Annotated in this window: 19 protein-coding genes; 6 read left to right on the top strand and 13 right to left on the bottom strand. The window is 64.0% G+C overall.

The window, feature by feature from the left end:
* The 13 genes from VIQ49_RS01250 to VIQ49_RS01190 form a co-directional block, all read right to left on the bottom strand.
* On the bottom strand, positions 1 to 1,438 hold a 1,438-nt coding region (locus VIQ49_RS01250), incomplete at its 3' end, for an acetyl-CoA carboxylase biotin carboxylase subunit (RefSeq protein WP_331880045.1).
* A gap of 47 nt (positions 1,439 to 1,485) precedes the next feature.
* Positions 1,486 to 3,021 (bottom strand): acyl-CoA carboxylase subunit beta, encoded by a 1,536-nt coding sequence (locus tag VIQ49_RS01245; protein ID WP_414731551.1) that lies wholly within the window; start codon positions 3,019 to 3,021, stop codon positions 1,486 to 1,488.
* 32 nt (positions 3,022 to 3,053) lie between these two features.
* On the bottom strand, positions 3,054 to 4,217 hold the full coding sequence (locus tag VIQ49_RS01240; RefSeq protein WP_331880042.1) for an acyl-CoA dehydrogenase family protein: 1,164 nt from the start codon (positions 4,215 to 4,217) through the stop codon (positions 3,054 to 3,056).
* The gene (locus VIQ49_RS01235; RefSeq protein WP_331880040.1) at positions 4,218 to 5,924 is read right to left on the bottom strand and encodes an acyclic terpene utilization AtuA family protein; all 1,707 of its coding nucleotides are present in this window, start codon (positions 5,922 to 5,924) and stop codon (positions 4,218 to 4,220) included.
* A complete protein-coding gene (locus tag VIQ49_RS01230) occupies positions 5,921 to 6,694 on the bottom strand; it encodes a TIGR03084 family metal-binding protein (RefSeq protein ID WP_331880038.1) in 774 nt (257 codons plus the stop codon). Before VIQ49_RS01230 ends, VIQ49_RS01235 begins: the two co-directional genes overlap by 4 nt.
* A gap of 640 nt (positions 6,695 to 7,334) precedes the next feature.
* Entirely contained in the window at positions 7,335 to 8,207 is an 873-nt protein-coding gene (locus VIQ49_RS01225; RefSeq protein WP_331880036.1) for an SDR family NAD(P)-dependent oxidoreductase, read from the bottom strand.
* A complete protein-coding gene (locus tag VIQ49_RS01220; protein ID WP_414731550.1) occupies positions 8,204 to 9,475 on the bottom strand; it encodes a hypothetical protein in 1,272 nt (423 codons plus the stop codon). Before VIQ49_RS01220 ends, VIQ49_RS01225 begins: the two co-directional genes overlap by 4 nt.
* A complete protein-coding gene (locus VIQ49_RS01215) occupies positions 9,469 to 10,020 on the bottom strand; it encodes a nuclear transport factor 2 family protein (RefSeq protein ID WP_331880034.1) in 552 nt (183 codons plus the stop codon). The genes VIQ49_RS01220 and VIQ49_RS01215 overlap by 7 nt, the downstream gene beginning before the upstream one ends.
* 15 nt (positions 10,021 to 10,035) lie before the next feature.
* A complete protein-coding gene (locus VIQ49_RS01210) occupies positions 10,036 to 10,227 on the bottom strand; it encodes a ferredoxin (protein ID WP_331880032.1) in 192 nt (63 codons plus the stop codon).
* A 14-nt stretch (positions 10,228 to 10,241) separates the two neighbouring features.
* Complete coding sequence (locus VIQ49_RS01205) at positions 10,242 to 11,594, bottom strand: cytochrome P450 (protein WP_331880030.1); 1,353 nt, start codon at positions 11,592 to 11,594, stop codon at positions 10,242 to 10,244.
* Positions 11,591 to 12,385 (bottom strand): SDR family oxidoreductase, encoded by a 795-nt coding sequence (locus VIQ49_RS01200; protein ID WP_331880028.1) that lies wholly within the window; start codon positions 12,383 to 12,385, stop codon positions 11,591 to 11,593. Before VIQ49_RS01200 ends, VIQ49_RS01205 begins: the two co-directional genes overlap by 4 nt.
* The gene (locus VIQ49_RS01195) at positions 12,385 to 13,602 is read right to left on the bottom strand and encodes a cytochrome P450 (protein WP_331880026.1); all 1,218 of its coding nucleotides are present in this window, start codon (positions 13,600 to 13,602) and stop codon (positions 12,385 to 12,387) included. Before VIQ49_RS01195 ends, VIQ49_RS01200 begins: the two co-directional genes overlap by 1 nt.
* Entirely contained in the window at positions 13,599 to 14,189 is a 591-nt protein-coding gene (locus tag VIQ49_RS01190; protein ID WP_331880025.1) for a helix-turn-helix domain-containing protein, read from the bottom strand. The genes VIQ49_RS01195 and VIQ49_RS01190 overlap by 4 nt, the downstream gene beginning before the upstream one ends.
* 66 nt (positions 14,190 to 14,255) lie before the next feature.
* Here VIQ49_RS01190 and VIQ49_RS01185 point away from each other — a divergent pair, with 66 nt between their 5' ends.
* The 6 genes from VIQ49_RS01185 to VIQ49_RS01160 all read left to right on the top strand — a co-directional run bounded on the left by VIQ49_RS01185 (position 14,256) and on the right by VIQ49_RS01160 (position 19,889).
* The gene (locus VIQ49_RS01185; RefSeq protein ID WP_331880024.1) at positions 14,256 to 15,722 is read left to right on the top strand and encodes an aldehyde dehydrogenase; all 1,467 of its coding nucleotides are present in this window, start codon (positions 14,256 to 14,258) and stop codon (positions 15,720 to 15,722) included.
* 12 nt (positions 15,723 to 15,734) lie between these two features.
* A complete protein-coding gene (locus VIQ49_RS01180) occupies positions 15,735 to 16,472 on the top strand; it encodes an SDR family oxidoreductase (RefSeq protein ID WP_331880023.1) in 738 nt (245 codons plus the stop codon).
* On the top strand, positions 16,469 to 17,383 hold the full coding sequence (locus VIQ49_RS01175) for an NAD(P)-dependent oxidoreductase (protein ID WP_331880022.1): 915 nt from the start codon (positions 16,469 to 16,471) through the stop codon (positions 17,381 to 17,383). Before VIQ49_RS01180 ends, VIQ49_RS01175 begins: the two co-directional genes overlap by 4 nt.
* Complete coding sequence (locus tag VIQ49_RS01170) at positions 17,380 to 17,802, top strand: carboxymuconolactone decarboxylase family protein (RefSeq protein WP_331880021.1); 423 nt, start codon at positions 17,380 to 17,382, stop codon at positions 17,800 to 17,802. Before VIQ49_RS01175 ends, VIQ49_RS01170 begins: the two co-directional genes overlap by 4 nt.
* A 523-nt stretch (positions 17,803 to 18,325) precedes the next feature.
* Complete coding sequence (locus tag VIQ49_RS01165; protein ID WP_331880019.1) at positions 18,326 to 18,568, top strand: hypothetical protein; 243 nt, start codon at positions 18,326 to 18,328, stop codon at positions 18,566 to 18,568.
* Positions 18,569 to 18,674: 106 nt separating this feature from the next.
* Positions 18,675 to 19,889 carry an HNH endonuclease gene (locus tag VIQ49_RS01160; protein WP_331880017.1) on the top strand — a complete coding sequence of 405 codons (1,215 nt, stop codon included), beginning with the start codon at positions 18,675 to 18,677 and terminating at the stop codon, positions 19,887 to 19,889.
* Positions 19,890 to 20,016 lie beyond the last annotated feature (127 nt).

The raw sequence follows: 20,016 nt of genomic DNA, 5'->3' as shown, positions 1-20,016 counted from the left end.
GGTTCGCCTCCGCGTCCGCCAACGCGACAGCAACGGCGGCCTGACGCACGCGGCCGCCGTCGGCGAGCGGAGCCGCGAGCACATCGAGACCCAGCTCTTCGATGAACTTGGTGGTCGTGTCACCACTGCGGAACTCTCTGTGACGCAGCATGTTCACGAGCATGTCGCGGTTGGTGCGGGGTCCGTGCAACTGGGCCGATGCCAGCGCGCGCGCCAGGATGTCGATCGCCGAGTTCCGATCGGGCGCCCAGCTGATGACTTTGGCCAGCATCGGATCGTAGAAGGTCGACACTTCACCGCCGTCGACGATGCCGGAATCGACGCGCACACCGGGTTCGGTGAGCCGTCCGAACCGAACGTCGGCATCCACCGCGAACCGATGGAACTGCCCGGACTGCGGCTGCCAGTCGGCCGCCGGATCTTCGGCGTACAGCCGGACCTCGATCGAATGTCCCTGCAGTTCCGGTGGATGCGCCGGAAGCAGGTCGCCGCGAGCGATCTGCAGTTGCCAGGCGACCAGATCCAGTTTGGTGGTCTCCTCGGTCACCGGGTGTTCCACCTGCAGGCGGGTGTTCATCTCCAGGAAGTAGAACCTGCCGTCGTCGTCGGCGAGGAACTCCACGGTTCCGGCCCCGGTGTATCCGATGGCCGACGCGGCGGCTCGGGCAGCATCGAACAACTTGTCGCGCAGCCCGATTCCGATGCGATCGACCAGCGGCGAGGGCGCCTCCTCGATGACCTTCTGATGACGGCGCTGGATCGAGCACTCGCGTTCACCGACGGCCCACATCGTGCCGGCGTGGTCGCCCAGCACCTGAACCTCGATGTGGTGGCCGCGTTCGATGAACGGTTCGCAGAACACGGTGTCGTCGCCGAACGCCGACAACGCCTCTCGACGGGCATCCTCCACCTGTCCGGTGAGTTGGTCCAGGTCGCGGACGAGGCGCATGCCACGTCCGCCGCCACCGGCCGAAGCCTTGATCAGGACCGGCAACTGGTCAGCGGTCACCGCGGCCGGATCGAGGTTGTCCAGGGTGGGGATGCCGGCGCGTTTCATCATCGCCTTGGCATTGACCTTTGATCCCATCGAGGCGATCGCGGCGGGATCCGGCCCGATCCAGGTCAGGCCGGCATCGAGCACCGCTTGGGCGAATTCCGCGTTCTCCGACAGGAATCCGTAACCGGGGTGGACGGCATCGGCACCCGCGGCCACAGCTGCGGCGATCACCGCAGCGGAATCGAGATAGGTTTCGGCGGAGATGTTGCCCGGCAGCCGCACCGCGACGTCGGCCTCCCCCACATGGGGAGCGCCGGAGTCCGCATCGGAATACACCGCGACGGAACCGATCCCGAGCCTGCGGCAGGTGGCGAACACCCGCCGGGCGATCTCACCCCGGTTGGCAACAAGCACGCAGGTCACGCTTGATTCGATAGTCACCGACCACACCCCAGAGCCTTGTCGAACATCGTTTTGATCATCACCCATCACATCCGGAAAACGCCGAAGTTGCTCGTCCCCTGAACGGGTCCGTTGTCGATCGCCGAGAGGCACAGTCCGAGAACGGTTCTGCTGTCACGGGGATCGATGATGCCGTCGTCGTACAACATGCCGGACAGGAACGCCGGCATCGACTCCTTCTCGATCTGGGCCTCGATCATGGCCCGCATCCCCGCGTCGGCCTCTTCGTCGACGGTGCCGCCGCGGGCTTCTGTGGCACTGCGGGAGACCATCGAGATCACGCCGGCCAGCTGGGCTGCACCCATCACCGCGGATTTGGCACTCGGCCATGTGAACAAGAAGCGGGGGTTGTACGCCCTACCGCACATCCCGTAGTGCCCGGCACCGTAGCTGGCACCGATCAGCATCGAGATGTGCGGGACAGTCGAGTTCGACACCGCATTGATCATCATCGAACCGTGCTTGATGATGCCCCCGCGCTCGTACTCCTGTCCCACCATGTACCCGGTTGTGTTGTGCAGGAACAACAACGGAGTGTTGGAGCGGTTCGCCAGCTGGATGAACTGGGTCGCCTTCTGCGACTCCGCACTGAACAGCACACCCTGTGCGTTGGCCAGGATCCCGATCGGGTATCCGTGGATTCGCGCCCATCCGGTACACAACGACGAACCGTACTCGGGCTTGAACTCGTCGAACAGGCTCTCGTCGACGATCCTGGTGATCACCTCGCGCGGATCGAACGGGATCCGCAGGTCGCCGGGAACGATGCCCAGCAGATCCTCGGCCGGGAACTTCGGGTCGATCGACGCTGCCACCGGACCCGGTCCTTGCTTGCGCCAGTTGAGCCGGGCGACGATCCGCCGCCCGAGCCGGATCGCATCCTGCTCGTCGCTGGCGTAGTAGTCGGCCAGACCGGACTGGCGGGCGTGCATCTGTGCACCACCGAGCGACTCATCATCACTGACCTCGCCGGTCGCCATCTTCACCAGCGGCGGGCCACCGAGGAAGACCTTGGACTGCCCCTCGATCATCACCGTGTGATCCGACATCCCCGGCAGATAGGCGCCGCCGGCCGTGGAGTTGCCGAAAACCAGTGCGATGGTGGGGATGCCGGCCGCCGACAACCGGGTGATGTCTCGGAACATGGCCCCACCGGGGATGAACACTTCCTTTTGCGTCGGCAGATCAGCTCCGCCGGATTCCACCAGGTTGATCAACGGCAGCCGGTTCTCCAGCGCGATCTGATTGGCCCGCAACCCTTTACGCAGCGTCCAGGGGTTGGAGGTCCCGCCGCGAACGGTGGGGTCGTTGGCGACGAGCACGCATTCGACTCCCTCCACCACGCCGATACCGCTGACGATGGACGCACCCACCGGGAACTCGGATCCGTACGCCGCGATCGGAGCGAGTTCGAGGAAGGCGCTGTCCTCGTCGATGAGCAGCTCTATCCGTTCCCTCGCCAGCAGCTTGCCGCGTTCGCGGTGGCGCGCGACCTTCTTCTCGCCGCCACCGGCCAGGGCCTGGGCGAACAGCGCCTCCAGTTCACCGATCTTGGTGAGCATCGTCTCGGTGGCCGATCCGTGTTCGGTGATACTCATGTGTGGTATCCCAGCCGCTTGCCCGCCAGACCGGTGAGGATCTCGGTGGTACCGCCGCCGATCCCGAGGATCCGCATGTCCCGATATTGACGCTCGACCTCGGTGCCGGTCATGTAGCCGGCACCGCCGAAGAGCTGAACCGCTTTGTCCGCCACCCATTCTCCGGCTTCGACGGCGGTGTTCTTGGCGAAACAGACCTCCGCGATCAGGTCTGTCTCGCCGGCCACCGCCGCATCGACCACCGCGTGGGTGTAGGTCCGCGCCACATCGATCTTGCGCGCCATCTCGGTGACGGACTCCTGCACCGACTGCCGGGCGATCAACGGCTTGCCGAACGTCTCCCGGCTCCTGACCCATTCGAGGGTGAGGTCGAGGCATCGCTGGGCACTTCCGTAGGCCTGGACGGCCAGCGCCACCCGCTCGGTGACGAACGCGCCGGCGATCTGGAAGAACCCGGAGTTCTCGGCGCCCACCAGGTTGCGAACCGGAACCCGTGCGTCGACGTACGACAGCTCAGCGGTATCCGATGCGCGCCAGCCCATCTTGTCGAGTTTGCGGGTGACAGTGAACCCCGGTGTGTCCTTCTCGATTACCAGCAGCGAGACACCTCCGGCGCCCGGGCCTCCGGTCCGGACGGCTGTCACCACGAAATCGGCACGGACACCGGAGGTGATGTACGTCTTGGAGCCGTTCACGACGAAGTCGTCGCCGTCGCGGACAGCCGAGGTGGTCAGGTGCCCGACGTCGCTGCCGCCACCGGGCTCGGTGATCGCGAGACTGCCGATCTTCTCCCCCGCAAGTGTGGGGATCACCCACTTGTCGATCTGCTCAGGGTCCTTCGCCGCGATCAGGTGGGGTAGCGCGATCCCACAGATGAACAGCGACGAGAAGACGCCGCCCGCAACGCCACTTCCGTGCAGTGCCTCACCGCAGATGGTGGCGTCGATGAGGTCGCCTCCGGAGCCGCCGACGGCCTCCGGGAAGCCCAATCCGAGCAATCCGGCCGCAGCGGTCTGCTTGTGGAGATCGAGCGGCAGCTCACCGCTGCGTTCCCACTCATCCTGAAACGGCAGGATGTGCCGCTCGGCGAATGTCCGGACGGACTGGCGGAGCTGCTGCCGCTGCGGAGTGTTCCACACCTTGGACTCAAGGACTTTCATCTATCCTCCAAATCGGATCGGGATCGGGACGTGGCGCGAACGCAGCCATTCCCCGAGTCCCTTGGCTTGCGGATCGAACCGGACGTTGTCGGCCACACCGCGGCCGAGTATCCCGTCGATCACGAAGTTCAGGGCCAAAAGATTGGGTAGTTCGTGGCGGTGGACCTCGAGAGCCTCCGCCTCCGGGATCAGCTGTGTGAACAGATTGGTGGTCAGGGTCGCTGCCAGCCAGTCGAAGTGCTCTCGATTGCGCACCCACACACCGACATTGGCGTTGCCACCCTTGTCGCCACTGCGGGCTCCGGCAATCTCGCCCAGTGGCGCGACGCGCGTCGGCCCCCAGTGAGTGCCCGATATCGTAGCGTGCGACGCCGCCACCGGTTCGGACGGCACCGACCCGGTCGCCGACGGCGGCTCGATCACCTGCGTGGTCCCGTCGGCGAGATGCACGGTATGGCTGACCTCGTGCGCCGGAACGTATCCGGCCTCGAACACTGCATAGGGCGAGCCGGCAGCCGGTGGAGCGGTCATCGTGAAACCCGGGTAGCTGGCCAACGCCAACTCGACTGCAGCCGAGGAGAACTGGCGCCCCACCACCTTCTGATCGGTATCCTTTGCAACACACTGCAGCAACGCACTGGCCTGCTGCTCGGTGGGCGCGTCCTTCTGGTCGAGCCGCGTCAGGGTCCAGGTCAGATCAGCCGGCCGGGTGGTCAGCTCGGCTTCGAATTGGCCACGCGCGAGTTCGGCTTTGGCCTCGATGTCGAGACCGGTCAGGACCATCGTCACCTCGTTCCGGAATCCGGCGAGGTGGTTGAGCGACACCTTGAGTGTCTCTGGCGGCGCCTCTCCGCGTACGGCGCTCACCCGGACGCGGTCGTCCCCGAGATCGGTGAGGGTGATGCTGTCGAGCCGGGTTGTCACGTCCGGACCGAGGTACCGGGGGCCACCGACTTCGTAGAGCAACTGCGCGGTGACGGTGCCCACGGTGACCGCACCGCCGGTCCCGGCGTGTTTGGTGATGACGGAGTCCCCGCTCGCCGAGATCTCTGCGATCGGGAACCCCAGGTGCCCCATGTCGTTGATCTCGGTGAAGAACGAGTAGTTGCCGCCCGTGGCCTGCGTTCCGCATTCGATGATGTGCCCGGCCGCGACGGCGCCGGCCAGCTGGTCCAGATCGTCAGGGCACCAACCGAAGTGCGCCGCCGCCGGACCGACGGTCAGCGAGGCATCGGTGACCCGGCCGGTGACCACGATGTCAGCACCCGAACGCAACGCCGCCGCGATTCCGAAACCTCCGAGATAGGCGTTGGCCGTCAAAGGCGTACCGAGGCCCAGATCTGCCGCCCGGTCTCCGAGGTCGTCGCCGTCGACGTACGCGATCTTCGGTGCGAGCCCGAGCTTCTCCGCCAGTGCACCGATCGCGGCGGCGAGTCCCGCGGGGTTCACTCCACCGGCGTTGCTGACGATCGTGACGCCGGCGTCCATCGCGGTGCCCAGACTGGATTCGAGTTGCCGCAGAAAGGTCTTCGCGTACCCGGTCTTGGGATCCTTGAGTCGGTCGCGGCCCAGGATCAGCATCGTCAGCTCGGCGAGGTAGTCGCCCGTCAGGCAGTCGAGGTCGCCCCCGGTGAGCATTTCCTGCATGGCAGAGAACCGGTCGCCGTAGAAACCGGAGGCGTTGCCGATCCGAATGGCCTGGATCATCGTCCACCTCCGGCGGGTCCGGCAAAGCACTGCGCGATGGTGATCCAGTGGCGGGCGTCGTCGCCGACGGCAACGATGTCGAGGTCACGTGGGCTGCGCCGCTGGGTGACCAACTGACAGAAGTCGAGTGCGGGGCCGGTGATCCGCTGGGCCCCGCCTTCCGGGCCCCACGTCCACGTCGAGCCGTCGGGTGCCTGCAGTTCTACCCGGAAGTCCTCGGCGGGGGGCGTCTGGTTGTTGACCTGATATGCGAAGTCACGCGTGCGGACACCCAGGTGAGCAACGGATTTGAGCCTCGGGCTCGGTGGATTGACAACACCGAGTGCATCAGCGATGTCCAGGCCGTGCGCCCAGACCTCCATCAGCCGGGCCGTGGCCATCGAGGCGGCCGACATCGGCGGCCCGAACCAGGGCAGCTTCTTTCCCGAGGGAACCTCGATGAGTGCGTCGGCGAGAGCGCGGCGTCGGTGCCGCCAGTCTGCCAGCAGCTGCGACGACGGCTTTCGTGCCTCGTCGCGGGCGGCGACATCGACAAAGCCGGTCGGATCCTGCCAGGCCTGCACCAGGACTTGGTCGAACACCGTCGGATCGGTGGCCGCAGCGGTTGCCTGCGCGTCGGTCCAGGACAGGTGCGCAATCTGTTCACGGATCGCCCATCCGGCAGCGGGAGTTGGTGTGTTCCAGCCACTCTCGTCCAGTCCGGAGACCATTCCGTCGACAACCTCGGTCTCCGCGGACAGCTCGGCCACAAGTTCGGCAACGATGCTCACGCGGCCAGCATCACACGCGCCGAACACAAAAGCAAGCAGTTGCGCTTGTTTTCTCTCCGTCCCCGGCCCTACCCCACCCCCGAGCGTGCCCTTCCACCCGCCGACCGTGCGGTCGACCAAGGGTGGTGCCCGATCGGCGGATCAGATGGCGGTCGCGTCGGCGGTTGCCCGGGCGACCACGGCCTGACTGAAGCATGGTTGCGATGACCGAGCAGATGCGTCGGCCCGACTTGACCTGCTTCACCGAGACTGTCAGATCACCCTGATCGAGGGCGGGAGATGGGAGGAAGCTCACCGAGATGTCGACCACAACATAGCGTTGACCTGCACCGGCCAGCCGTCCGGTCTCCCGGGCAGGCTTCTCGCCGGTCGCGCGGCTCACCAGGACACCGCGTCCGGTCGCCACACAGATGACTGCGCCCGAATCATCGGAAAGCTCCGCGGACGTCATACCGTGCCCATCCGCGCTTCCGACCATGCGGCCGGCACCGGCGGCCGTACTCCCGAGTTTCACCGGGCTCGGGACCGACAGTGACAGTCTCGATTGCACTGTCGAAGACCGTACTCGATACCGAGCACTTCCATGGGGTCGTTGGTCAGCGTCGTCAGAACACGCCTATCACGCGCCGGACCATGACCTTCAACCGGCGAGAAAGCCGTGTACATCCTCGAGTGTGTACGGCGGGTTGTCCTCATGGCCCCGGTACGCCACGAACTCCGGCTCGAAAGCCGGGTACCGACCGATGAATCCACCTGCGGCACTGTAGATCTGACCGGTGATGCCGGTAGCCAGATCGCTGGCGAGATAGGCGTATAAAGGAGCAACGAACTCCGGCGGTGCCGGATTCAACGCGGCGTCCCGGGTGAACTCGTCGAGCAGCCCCCGCTCGAACAGGCTTTTGATGTGCGTCTCGTATCCGGCTCCGGTCGACAACCTCGTCTTGCCACCCGGGCAGACGACGTTGACCCGGACACCGTGGGGCCGCAGGTCTGCGGCCAGTGCCAGCGACAGGCTGTTGACGCCGCCTTTGCCTGCCGGATATCCCGTTCCACCGAAGTTGCCCGCCGACGCCGCCGATCCGGTGGTGACGATCGCACCGGACCCTTGACGGGTGAGTATCGGAGCCGCCGCGCGCACCAGCTCGAACGTGCTCACCAGGTGAGCGTCGAGCTGTGCCGAGAAGTCCCGGCTGCTCATCGTCAGGATCGACGATCCATCGGGCTCGGCCACACCTGCGCAGTTGATCACCACGTCGAGACCACCGAACTCGATCATCGCCGTGGACACCATCCGCGTGGCTGTCGCCTCGTCAGCTGCGTTGCCGCCCACCGGGACCGCAACACCTCCGTCACCGACGATCTGCGCGGCGGCGGCCTTCGCGGTCGACTCGTCGCGGCCGTTGACCACCACCGACGCACCTTCGGCGGCAAGCTTGCTCGCCACCGCCAGTCCGATCCCCCGACTCGAACCGGCGACCACGGCCCGCTTGCCCGCGAGTGCCTGCGGACTCACCCTGCCGAGACCGGAGTGATCGAGAGCGGGATCCCACGGTCCGCGAACTCGAAAGTGGCGCCACTGCTGAATCGCGCGATGGCAACCTCACCCGATTCCTTGATCGCCGCACCACGGGCGATGTCGATCACCAGGTCCTCCCCGTCGCGATGACCGGTGACGGCAGACCACGTGGGATGTACTGCCGACGCCATCGCCAAAACCGGCTCGAGATGTTCGGGGTCGATGAATGCGATCCAGCCGTTGTCGGCGATCGCATCGGAGTTCCCCGGCAGCCGCAGCTGAACCGATCGCTGTGCCCCTTCGCCGTTGATCGTGATCCGCGCCCCGACGTACTGCTCGGGTCCGAGAATCGGGTGTATCCGCAGGACGGCCGCGAGCCCTTCTGCGTCCGGTTCGACTGCGAGGCAGTGGCGGAGTCGATCGGCGCTCAGACCTGAGATCCCGGTCAACTGCTTGCGGAAGATCTCATCGGCTTGCGCTTCGCTCGCGGACTTCTCCCGCACCGACATCGCAAAGCCCAATGCGAGTAGTTGATGTTGCAGCGCAACCTCTTCCGCCATTCGAATCAGAGCCGAATGCGACCAGTCGGCGAATCGCAGGTCTTCCCAGACTGCTCCGATGTAGTTGTTATGGCCTTCCCCACCCGCTGTGATCGGGGACAGTTCGACGTTGGCGGCCCGCGTGGTACCCATGATGATCGACCCCTCCGGCAACGGCAATTCGTCGCGGTCGGGTTCGATGGTCACTGTCCACGCGCAGTGCGGGTGCTGATCTGCCGGACGACGTGGCGGACGGTGGATCGGACGAATCCGCGCTCGCCGGTTGGTGGCGATCGCGGTCGCGTCGAACGTCGGATCCTCGATGTCATGACACATCGAGGTGACGTAGTCGTCCCCCATCGGCTCGACATCCATCAGTGCGCCACAGTGATTCAGTACAAACTCACCGTGATACTCGTCGTGGATCGTGTAGCGGAAGTCCATGAACTGTGGTGGTGCACCGATATCGAGTTGCAGACATTTGAACATGTCCGCCACACCGTCGCCGGTGATCTTCAGGGCCGAGCGCATCCGCTTCGTGTAGACGGGGCTCGCCGACATCCACTCGTCGATCGCGATCTGAGCCATGGTTTCTCGCCCGAAAGCTCCGATGCAGTGCGCCATACCGGAACGGTCTATCAGTTGTCCCGACAGAAGCAACTCCGGCAGCAGCCTGGCCAGAGTCGCGCGATCGAGTTCGGCATACGACATCGCAATGCTCACCACATCTCGACGGGCGTTTTACCCAGTGGATACCAGCCGGGCAGCAGTTCTTTGGCGTTGAGGACGCGGTCGATACGTCCTTGCATCCCCTTGCTCATCACACCGTCGGTCATCATCTCCATGAACAGCGCCGTGACATTCCCGTAGTCGAAGAAGTCGCGCTGCCATCCCCACTGGAAATTGCCAGCGTACTTGAACCAGCTGCCCTGGATGCCTTCGAGGCCGTAGTGAGTACCGTCCTCGCGGGTGGCCTCGAAGATCTGCTTCCACAGGCCCATCATGTCGCCGGTCTTCTCGTCGATGACCCAGGACTGGTACGGGTAGGTCCAGCCGTCGAGGCCGTCCATCTCGTATCCGATTGCGTAGTCACGGATCTGATCGCGCCCGATGGCCATGAAATCGTGTTTGGCGCCGTAGTTCCACCCGTAGGTAGCGTCTTCGGTGTAGAACTCCGCGAGTGGGCGCCAGTCGCCGGTCTTCTCGCAATCGACATTGGCCTGCAGCCAACGCTCAACCATCTCGTCCAGTTCAGCGCGTTCAAATGACATGTCAATAACCAACTTTCATTCTTCAACGATTTTGAGGGCTTGGGTCGGACAGTAACGCACAGCACGTTCCACGTCTGCCGAATGACTGCTATCTGGTTGCGGGTCAAGGAGGTTCACCGAATCACGCTCGGCCTCGAAGATATCGGGAGCTTCCATCTCACACATCCCATGGCCCTGGCACAGGTCCAGATCTACTTCGATTCTCACGAGATCCTCCGGCACTAGCTACTGCGCTTGCGGTACTTGACTTTGCAGGGTTGTGCGAGCTGCACAACCATTTTCGAGTGATCGTTCTTGTACGACTCCGACGGCTGGGCCATCTCGAACTCGTAGTTCTGCAACAGCACCGAGAAGATCGCCTTGAGCTGCATGATCGCGAATTGTGCACCAACACAACGATGTCGGCCCGCACCAAACGGGATCCAGGTCCACCGGTTCACCAGATCTTCTTGACGCGGCTCGAGATAGCGATCCGGGTCGAAGCTGTCGGGGTTCGGGAAATCCTCGGGCAGACGGTTCGAGATGGCCGGCGAGACCGCGATCGACTGGCCGGGCTCGAGCTGGAAGTCCTCGACCACGAACTCGTTCTGAACCACCCGCATCAACACGATGAGCGGCGGATGCAGCCGGAGCGCTTCTTTCAGTGCCGATTCGAGTTTGGGGATCTGTCGCATGGCTCCGAAGCTGTATTCGGCTCCATCGGAATAGATCTCGTCGAGTTCTGCGGTGACCTGGGCCATGTAATCCGGGTGGCGGAGAAGCTCGATCAACGTCCACGCCGCAGTACCCGACGTGGTGTGGTGACCGGCGAACATCATCGAGATGAACATGCCGGTGATCGTGTCCGCGGTGAACCGGAGGTTGCCTTCTTCGTCCTTGATCGAGATCAGGACGTCGAGCAGATCGCGATCTTCGTCGGTCGGGGGCTCTCCGGCGAGCCGGGTGTCCATGATCTCCTGCACCAGCGCAACCAGGCCGACGCGTGCGGCATCGCGCTTACGGAAGCTCTCGATGTCGGCGTAGGCATCGACGTAGGCGATCGGGTCGGTGCCCTTCTCCAGATCGTGGTACAGATGCGCGAACCGGCCGTCGAGCTGCTCGCGAAACTTCTTGCCCACCAAGCAGGCCGACGACGTGTAGATGGTCAGTTCGGCAAAGAACTCCAGCAGGTCGATCTCGCCTTCGTCGCCCCACCGTGCGATGATGCGCTCGGTCTCCTCGGGAATCGTGATGGCGTGCTGCTTCATGTGGGCACCCTTGAGCGCCTGGTTGTGCAGCATCTCCGAGCGACGTTCAGGGCTGGCGTCGAACACCACGCCTTCACCGAAGATCGGTGTCATGAACGGGTAGGCGGCGGCCTGATCGAGGTCCTCTTCCGATGCGCGGAAGAACACCTCGCTGGCGGCGGCGCCGGAAACCAGGGCGACTTCTCGATCGGCGAGTTGGAACACTCCGACGTCACCACACTCCTCACGAACCCGCCAGAACAGCCCGATCGGGTCGCTGGCGAGTTCGTCGAGGTGGCCGTGTTCGCCTTCGCCACCGGATACACGTTTCGGCTTGGTGAGGGTCATGATTTGTCTCCTTCACTGCGTTCGATGGGAGCTTCGGCCTCAACCTCGACCAGGCGCATGTGGGCTCCTCGAGGCATGGACACGATGGTCGTGATGGCTGTTGCGAGATGCTCTGGTTTCAAGAAGTTGCCGTGACGGGCAAGGCCCCACGGAACCCAGTCATTGAGGACCGACTCGGCGACCTCGGGTGTGAAGTTCATGCCCATGCCCGTCATGACCTGGCCCGGTCGGACCAGGCTGGACCGGACACCGGTGCCTTCAAGCTCCATTCGCGCGACGTCGGACAGACCCTCGACACCGCGTTTGGCTGCGACGTACGCAGCCATCTGCGGTCGGGGCCAGGTGACGACGTCAGAGCTGACGAAGACGAAGTCACCGCGTCTGCGCTTGATCATCTCCGGGACGACGCGGCGGAACAGCCGCTGGGCTCCCAGGAGGTGGATGTCGATCTGGGCGGCGAAATCGTCATTGCTCAGTTCGTGGGCGCGCCCCGGGTCCAGGTCGCCGGCCCCGGAGACCGCGACCTCGATCGGGCCGAGTTGCGCTTCGGCCTTGGTGACGAACTCGTCGATCGAGTCGACATCGGTGACGTCGAGCGGCAATGCCACCGCTTCACCGCCGGCCGCGATGATCTGGTCGACGAACTCCTGCGACTTGCCAACTCGCCTGGCGCCCAGTGCAACCGGATATCCGGCCGCGCCGAGCATCACGGCCGTGGCGGCGCCGATACCGGACGACGCGCCGGCCACGATCACCGGACGACGATCGGGATGAGCTGGGAAACGGGGCATCAGCGCACCTTCACCTTCATGGGTAGCGAGGCAAATCCACGCACGTTGACCGAGTGCACGCGGACTGCGTTGTCGATGTCGATGTCGACCTGGTTGATCGACTCCACGATTTGGGCAAGCGCCACATTCGCCTCCAGCCGCGCCAGATGCGCGCCGAGGCAGAAGTGGGTACCGAGGCCGAAACTGGTGAGTGTCTGTGCACTGTCCCGGCCGATCACGTAACGGTCGGCATCATCGAAGACGTCCTCGTCGCGATTGGCCGACCCGAGGAGCAGCAGAACCCGCTGCCCCGCAGGAATCGTGTAGCCACCGTACTCGACGTCCTCGATGACCCGGCGCAGCACGATCTGAGTCGAATTATCGTATCGCAGAGTCTCTTCCGTCCACTGCGGCACAGCTTCGTGATCAGCCATCGGAATCGCCAGCTGATCCGGGAACCGCCAGCCCCAATACACCGCGTTGGAGAGCAACTTGGTGGTCGTCTCGTTGCCGGCGACGATCATCAGGATCATGAAGCCGATGATCTCGTCTTCGGTGAGGCGGGTCTTCTCTCCCGTCTCGTCGTCGAGTATCTCGGCATCGAGCAGTGCGGACACCAGGTCGGTGCCAGGATTCTTGCGGCGCGCCACAAGCAGTTCCGAGTAGTACCGATGCAGTTCGAAGTACGCGAGGACCGCTGCCTCGGGGACGTCGAAAACCCCTTCGTCCCGATGGATCAGCAGATCGGACTGGGTGCGCAGATGGGCCCGGTCACCGACCGGCACGTCGAGCAGTTCGGAGACAACGTCCATCGGCAGAAGTCCGGCGAACTCGGTGACGTAGTCAAACTCACCCATCTCCAGGCAGCGGCTCCAATGTTGCTGTGTGAGCTCACCGATCCGGTCGGCCAGTTCGGCAACACGCTTGGGCGTGAACCCCTTCGACACCAGCTTGCGGATGCGCATGTGCTTCGGATCATCCAGTGCCAGAAAGGACATCGACTTGTGTGCATCGGGTCCGTACGCGGCGGGGTCGAGCGAGACTCCCCAGCTGTTCGACAGCCGCGTCGCGTCACGGAATCCGTTGCGGACGTCCTCGTGCTTGGCGAACGCCCAGAAGTCCATGTCCGCGTTGTGATAGACCGGCGCTTCGGCACGCAGGCGGGCGTAGGTGGGATACGGATCCTCGTGAAAGTTGTAGTCGTAGGGGTCGAAGGAAAGCTGCGTCTGCGCGGTCATCGGTTCTCCAGCAGTAGTTTTGCCGCGGCAACCAGCCGATCGGCAATGGCGGAATACGATTCGTAACCCATTCCGGCGCGAACCAGAGCACCGGAGTAGAGCATTTCAAGAGCTTCCAGCTCCGCTTCGTTCACCGGCTCGCCGCTGTCACCGACAAGCGCATCCGAAATTCGTTGGCGGATAAGCAATCCGATGCGCAATCGAAGGTGCTCGACGTCGGGGTCGGATCCCAGTAGTGATGCGGTCACCGCGCGCGCGAGGTGACTGTCGTCTTCGACGGCCAGCGACACCGCTCGCAGCACCACGGACACCCGATCCACCCGCGGAGTTGCCGGATCAGGCTCGACGATGCTTTCGGCCAGCCGCCGCCAGAACAGCTCGGCGACCACGTGCCCTTTGGAGCTGAAGTAGGTGTACGCGGTGGCCGGAGCCACCCCTGCACGTTTGGCGACCGACCTCACCGTGAGCGCGTCATATCCGTCCTCACGGAGCACCTCGATCGCCGCGGCGGTGAGCTTGCCGACGGTCTCTGCCTGCGCTGTGGTGAGCCGGCGACGAGTGGATTCGAAAGAAACAGGACTGGACATGGACACTGACGTTACACTACGTTCAAACCGACGTCCAGACACCTGTCCAGAAGGAGGCGACCAGCAATGGCGCTCAGACCCGAAACCAGCTCCGAACTGCTGATCGACGGGAAGTTGGTACCAGGATCGGGTGGTACGTTCGCGATCATCAACCCGGCAACAGAAGAGGTCATCGGACACGCCGCTGACGGCACGACCGGGGACATGGAGGCCGCCATCGGCGCCGCCCGGACCGCGTTCGACACCACCAGTTGGTCCCGCGACCACAGCTTCCGGGCACATTGCCTGCGACAGCTCCGGGACGCACTGCAGGGTCACATCGAAGAACTCCGCGAGATCACCATCGCCGAGGTCGGCGCACCGGCGTTCCTGACCTCCGGTCCGCAGCTCGAAGGACCCATCGCCGACCTGGGCTACTTCGCCGACCTGGCCGAGAGCTACGAGTGGGAAACCGACCTCGGTCGCGCCAAGCCGATGGGGATCAAGACCAACCGCACCGTGCAGCGCGAAGCGGCCGGCGTGGTCGGCGCGATCACCCCCTGGAACTTCCCCCACCAGATCAACTTCGCGAAGATCGGTCCGGCGCTCGCCGCCGGCTGCACAGTGGTCCTCAAGCCCGCACCCGACACACCGTGGTGTGCAGCGCTGGTGGGCAAGGTGATCGCCGAAGAGACCGATTTCCCGCCCGGTGTCATCAACATCGTCACGTCGAGTGATCACAGCGTCGGGGCGTTGCTGTCGTCCGATGCACGGGTCGACGTGGTCTCCTTCACCGGGTCAACCGCCACCGGTAAGAAGGTGATGATCGCCGCGGCCGAGACCCTCAAGCGCGTCTTCCTCGAACTCGGCGGCAAATCGGCGTACATCGTCCTCGACGACGCCGACCTCGGCTCGGCCTGCTCGATGGCCGCGTTCTCAGTGGTCACCCACGCCGGTCAGGGCTGCGCACTGACCACCCGCATGCTGGTGCCGCGCGAAAAATACAGCGAGGCAATCGAACTGGTCAAGGCCGGGATGGCCGGACTTCCGGCCGGCGATCCGGCGAATCCCGGAACCATCTGCGGTCCGGTCATCTCTGCCGGCCAGCGTGAGCGGATCGAGGGCTATCTGCAACTGGCCCGTGACGAAGGGGGCACGATCGAGATCGGCGGCGGACGACCGGCCGACAAGGACAAGGGCTACTTCATCGAACCGACCCTGATCTCGGGGCTGGAGAACTCGGCCCGCGTCGCGCAGGAAGAGATCTTCGGGCCGGTACTGGTGATCATCCCGCACGACGGTGATGACGACGCGATAGCCATCGCCAACGACTCCCCCTACGGCCTGTCCGGCGCGGTGTGGGGCACCGACCCGGATCGGATCAAGAAGGTCGTCGACGGAGTTCGCACCGGAACCATGGGCATCAACGGCGGCATCTGGTACTCCGCCGACGTCCCGTTCGGCGGTTACAAGCAGTCCGGAATCGGCCGCGAGATGGGCGTGGCCGGATTCGAAGAATATTTGGAAATCAAAGCGGTAGCAACGCCTGCATAAGGAGATCGACCGATGAGCAACAACAGATTTGAAGGCAAGACCGCGATTGTCACCGGCGCTGCGGGCGGTATCGGCGAGGTCTACGCCCGCCGGCTCGCTGCCGAGGGTGCCAACGTCGTGGTCGCCGACCTCAACGACGAAGCCGGCAAGCAGGTGGCCGCGGACATCGGCGGGCTGTACGTCAACACCGATGTCGCCGAACCGGAATCGGCACAGGGCCTGGCGACCGCCACGCTGGAAGCCTATGGCCAGATCGACTACCTGGTGAACAACGCCGCGATCTACGGCGGCATGCAGCTCGACTTCCTGATCACGGTCCCATGGGACTACTACAAGAAGTTCATGAGCGTGAACCTCGACGGCGCACTGAACATGACCCGGGCGATCTACGGACATATGAAGCCCGGCAGCGCCATCGTGAACCAGTCCTCCACCGCCGCATGGCTGTACAGCGGCTTCTATGGTCTGGCCAAGGTCGGGGTCAACGGCCTGACACAGCAGCTCGCCACCGAACTCGGTGGTTCCGGTATCCGCATCAACGCGATCGCTCCCGGGCCGATCGACACCGAGGCCACCCGCTCCACCACACCGAGCAACATGGTCAAGGACATGGTCGGCAAACTCCCGTTGTCGCGCATGGGAACTCCCGACGACCTGGTGGGCATGTGTCTGTTCCTGCTCTCCGACGAGGCCGGCTGGATCACCGGACAGATCTTCAACGTCGACGGCGGACAGATCATCCGATCATGAGCGAACAACAGGCTTCTGACGCCTCCGCGGAACACAATGCACCCGTCGGATTCATCGGACTGGGCAACATGGGTGCACCCATGGCCGCACGTCTGGCGAAATGGCCGGGCGGCCTGGTGGTCTGCGATACCCGTCCCGAGGCCACCGTCGAGGGTTCGACCCGCGCCGAGTCCCCCGCGGAGGTCGCCAAGACCGCCACCGTCATCGGCGTGACAGTCCTCAACGACGCGCAGGTCAACACCGTCGTCGCCGGCACGAACGGCATCCTCGAGACCGCTGCGCCGGGAACCGTCATCGCCATCCATTCGACGATCGGTCCGCAGACCGCGATCGATCTGGAGAAGGTGTGCGCCGCGCAGGGGGTTTCGCTGGTCGACGCACCCGTGTCCGGCGGTGCCGGCGGCGCCAAGGAAGGCCGTCTGGCGATCATGGTGGGCGGTGAGCGTGAGGCCTACCTGAAGTTGAAGCCGCCGTATTCGCTGATGTCCGACATGCTGATCCACGCGGGCCCGATCGGCGCCGGAACCAAGATGAAGCTGGCCCGCAACCTGCTGCACTTCGTCTCGTTCACCGCCGCCACCGAGGCAGCGAGGCTGGCAGAAGCCGCCGGCATCGATGTCATCAAGCTCGGCAAGGTGGTCCGCCACACCGACGCGATCACCGGCGGCGCCGGCTCGATCATCCTGCGGGACAACACGGCTCCGATCCCACCGGACGACTTCTGGTACGACATCCTCAGTCACGTCCGCGACCTCGGCGAGAAGGATCTCGGTCTCGCCCTGGCGCTGGGCGGTGAACTGGGGGTAGACCTTCCACTGGGAGAAATAGCTCTCGACCGTTTCGCCGACGGTCTGGGCGTGGGCGGAGACGCAGCGGAGCGGAGCTCGACCAGTGGAAAGGAACAGAAATGACAAGCGAAAAGGCATCGCCGAACGGTGAATTGCCGCCGACATCGGAGCTGCGCCAAAAAGGCCTGGACACGATGGCCAAGGTGTACGGCTTCGAGATGCAGGATGGCCCTGGTGATTTCTTCGCCTATCTCACCGAGCATCTGTTCGCCGACGTGTGGAACCGCGAAGGCCTGACCATCCGGGATCGTCGACTGATCCTCTTCGGCGTTCTCGCCGCGAGCGGGCAGTCCGATGTGGCCGAGATCCAGGCCGGGGCGGCGCTCGCGAACAACGAGCTCACCGGCGACGAACTCCTCGAAATCGCGCTGTTCCTCTGCTATTACGTGGGCTGGCCCCAGGGTTCGAGGTTCAACATGATGTTCGGCTCCGTCATTGCGAAGCACGAAGCCAAACTCGCAAAGCAGAACAAGACGACATGACCTTCTCTACGAAGCGGTAGAGCTTCGTGCGCCGGATGCCACACCATCCGCTCGGGATGAGCTGTTCAAGCGCGCGGTAGGCAGGTCCCGTACCTCCACATTCACGATCAGCAAGCCGTGATGCTCTCAGAGCATCACGGCTTTCTGTCGGATCCATCCAAACTGCTGTCGCAGCCGCATCCAAACGCCTCATCTAGGTGGTTCGCCAGGGCGTTCTCGCGAGCAGGGTCAACCGCTGGGTTGGGTCGGGAACCGAACGCTCCGTCTTTCCGTGTCTCGCCCGACACAGCTACGAGTTCCATGCGGTTCGGTGGAACCGGCATTTCGGGCACGAATACCTCGACGGCTTTGACCACAGCGGCCAGCACGGCCGTGACCGCCCATCGAGGTGGTGCGTTCGCGAATCAGTGCATGGACCTCGATTCTGACCGAGTCAGCTGAAACTTTTCAGACAGCTGAGGAAGACAGCACGCGGCGTCTAGAAGCGCTGGGCGACTTCAATATCCGCCCGCAGGGGTGACGCGTGCGACCGACCAAGACTCAAGTGTCCGGCTTCACGTTCGACAAGTTGCCCACCGCGGCCGGCGGCGCCACCACGATCGGCGATCAGATCGAGGCGGACGGGCTCAACATTCAGCGCACCATCACCGGGATGGACTGGTCTGGCGCATTTCGGAATGCCGCTGTCCAGTTCACCGTGTTCAAGCGATGCGGAATCAGCGAGAAACCCAGACCAAACCTTGCGAACATGTGTGCGATCCGGTAGCCTGAGAACAGTTGACCGAATAGATATGACGAGTCGCGTTACACCACCTTCCCCCAGAGAATTGGTCAGCTTTCCTGCTGTTTTTCTGCCTGGAGGGTGTTCTGTGATGCGACTTCTCGATGTGGTCGACTCTCTGGTCGACCTGGTCATCCCCGATGATCCCGCTGATCTGATGGCCCTGACCAAAGACCTGATCACCGTACGCAATGCCACCGAGCATCAGCTTGCGGTGTGTGCGGCGGCGATCGATCAATCAGGTATCGCGCGCAAAGCGGGGTCGACCACAGCAAAGTTGTTGCAGGCCAACGGCGCTGCACCGGGTGCGGCATATCGGTGGCTACGCATCGGTTCACGATTATCTGGTTTGGATCGTACTTCGGGGTATTCGCGGGACGGATTCTTGTCCTCGGAACATGTGGACGCGGTGGTGAAGGGTGTTGGGCACGTCGTCGACCGGTCCGAGGATCCGGTGTCTGGCGAGGATCGGGTGGAGTTCGAGCGGACACTGTTGAGCCATGCCATCTCCGGGTCGCCGCCGTCGGAGATCGGTGCGGTCGCGCGCGCGGTGGGGAACGAGGTTGCCAACGAGTCCGGTGGCCTGCCGCCGGCCGACGACCGCTCGGCGAACAGTCTGGACTACGGCGTCAATCCCGAGGGTCGCTGTGTCGGCAAGTTTGATGTGGATGCGGTGATCGGGGAGAAGTTGTTCTCCGCCTTGGATTCCTGGTCCAAACCCCGCCCCGAACCCGACGGCAGCGACGATGCCCGCACCCCCACACAGCGCCGCGCTGATGCACTGCACCAACTATTGGATTGCGGCGGCGGCGGGCAGGACGTGGTGTCGACGCCCCGGACCGAGGTCTTTATGACCGTGCCCGCCGATCACCCAGAGATGTCGTCGTTGCGGTGGATGGGACCGATCACCGCAGCAACTGCCGAAGTGGTGGCGTGTGATTCGTCGATCACCTCGATCACCCTCGACGGTGAACAGGTCCCGATTGATCTGAGTCCGCCCAAACGACTGTTCACCGGGCTGGTGCGTAAAGCGATCATCGTCCGCGATGAATGTTGCGTGAAGTGCGGCAACTCGGTGACCTGGGCAGACTGCCACCACATCGTGCACTTCGCGGACGGCGGAGCCACCACCCTGGACAACGGATGCTTGCTGTGCCGCACCTGCCACATGGCCGTCCACCACACCGATTGGGACGTGATCATGGGATTCGATGGGCATCCGTGGCTGATCCCGCCGGCTGATATCGATCCGCAGCGAAGACCGCTGCCGGCCTACAACCGGCGGACATTGACTCTCGCGGCCTGACCCCTGGCCGGTCGAGCCACTGACTTCCCTTGTCGCACCCGGCATCTCGCCGGGACCGCGCACGAAAATTGACAACTCCACAGTGTGAAAGTCGTGGTGCTGCCGCCCAGACGGGCTGCGGCGGCAG

Source organism: Williamsia sp. (assembly GCF_036566845.1).
Lineage (GTDB): Bacteria > Actinomycetota > Actinomycetes > Mycobacteriales > Mycobacteriaceae > Williamsia.
The sequence above is the reverse complement of the archived record's forward strand: the minus strand, read 5'-3'. Positions and strand labels throughout refer to the sequence as shown.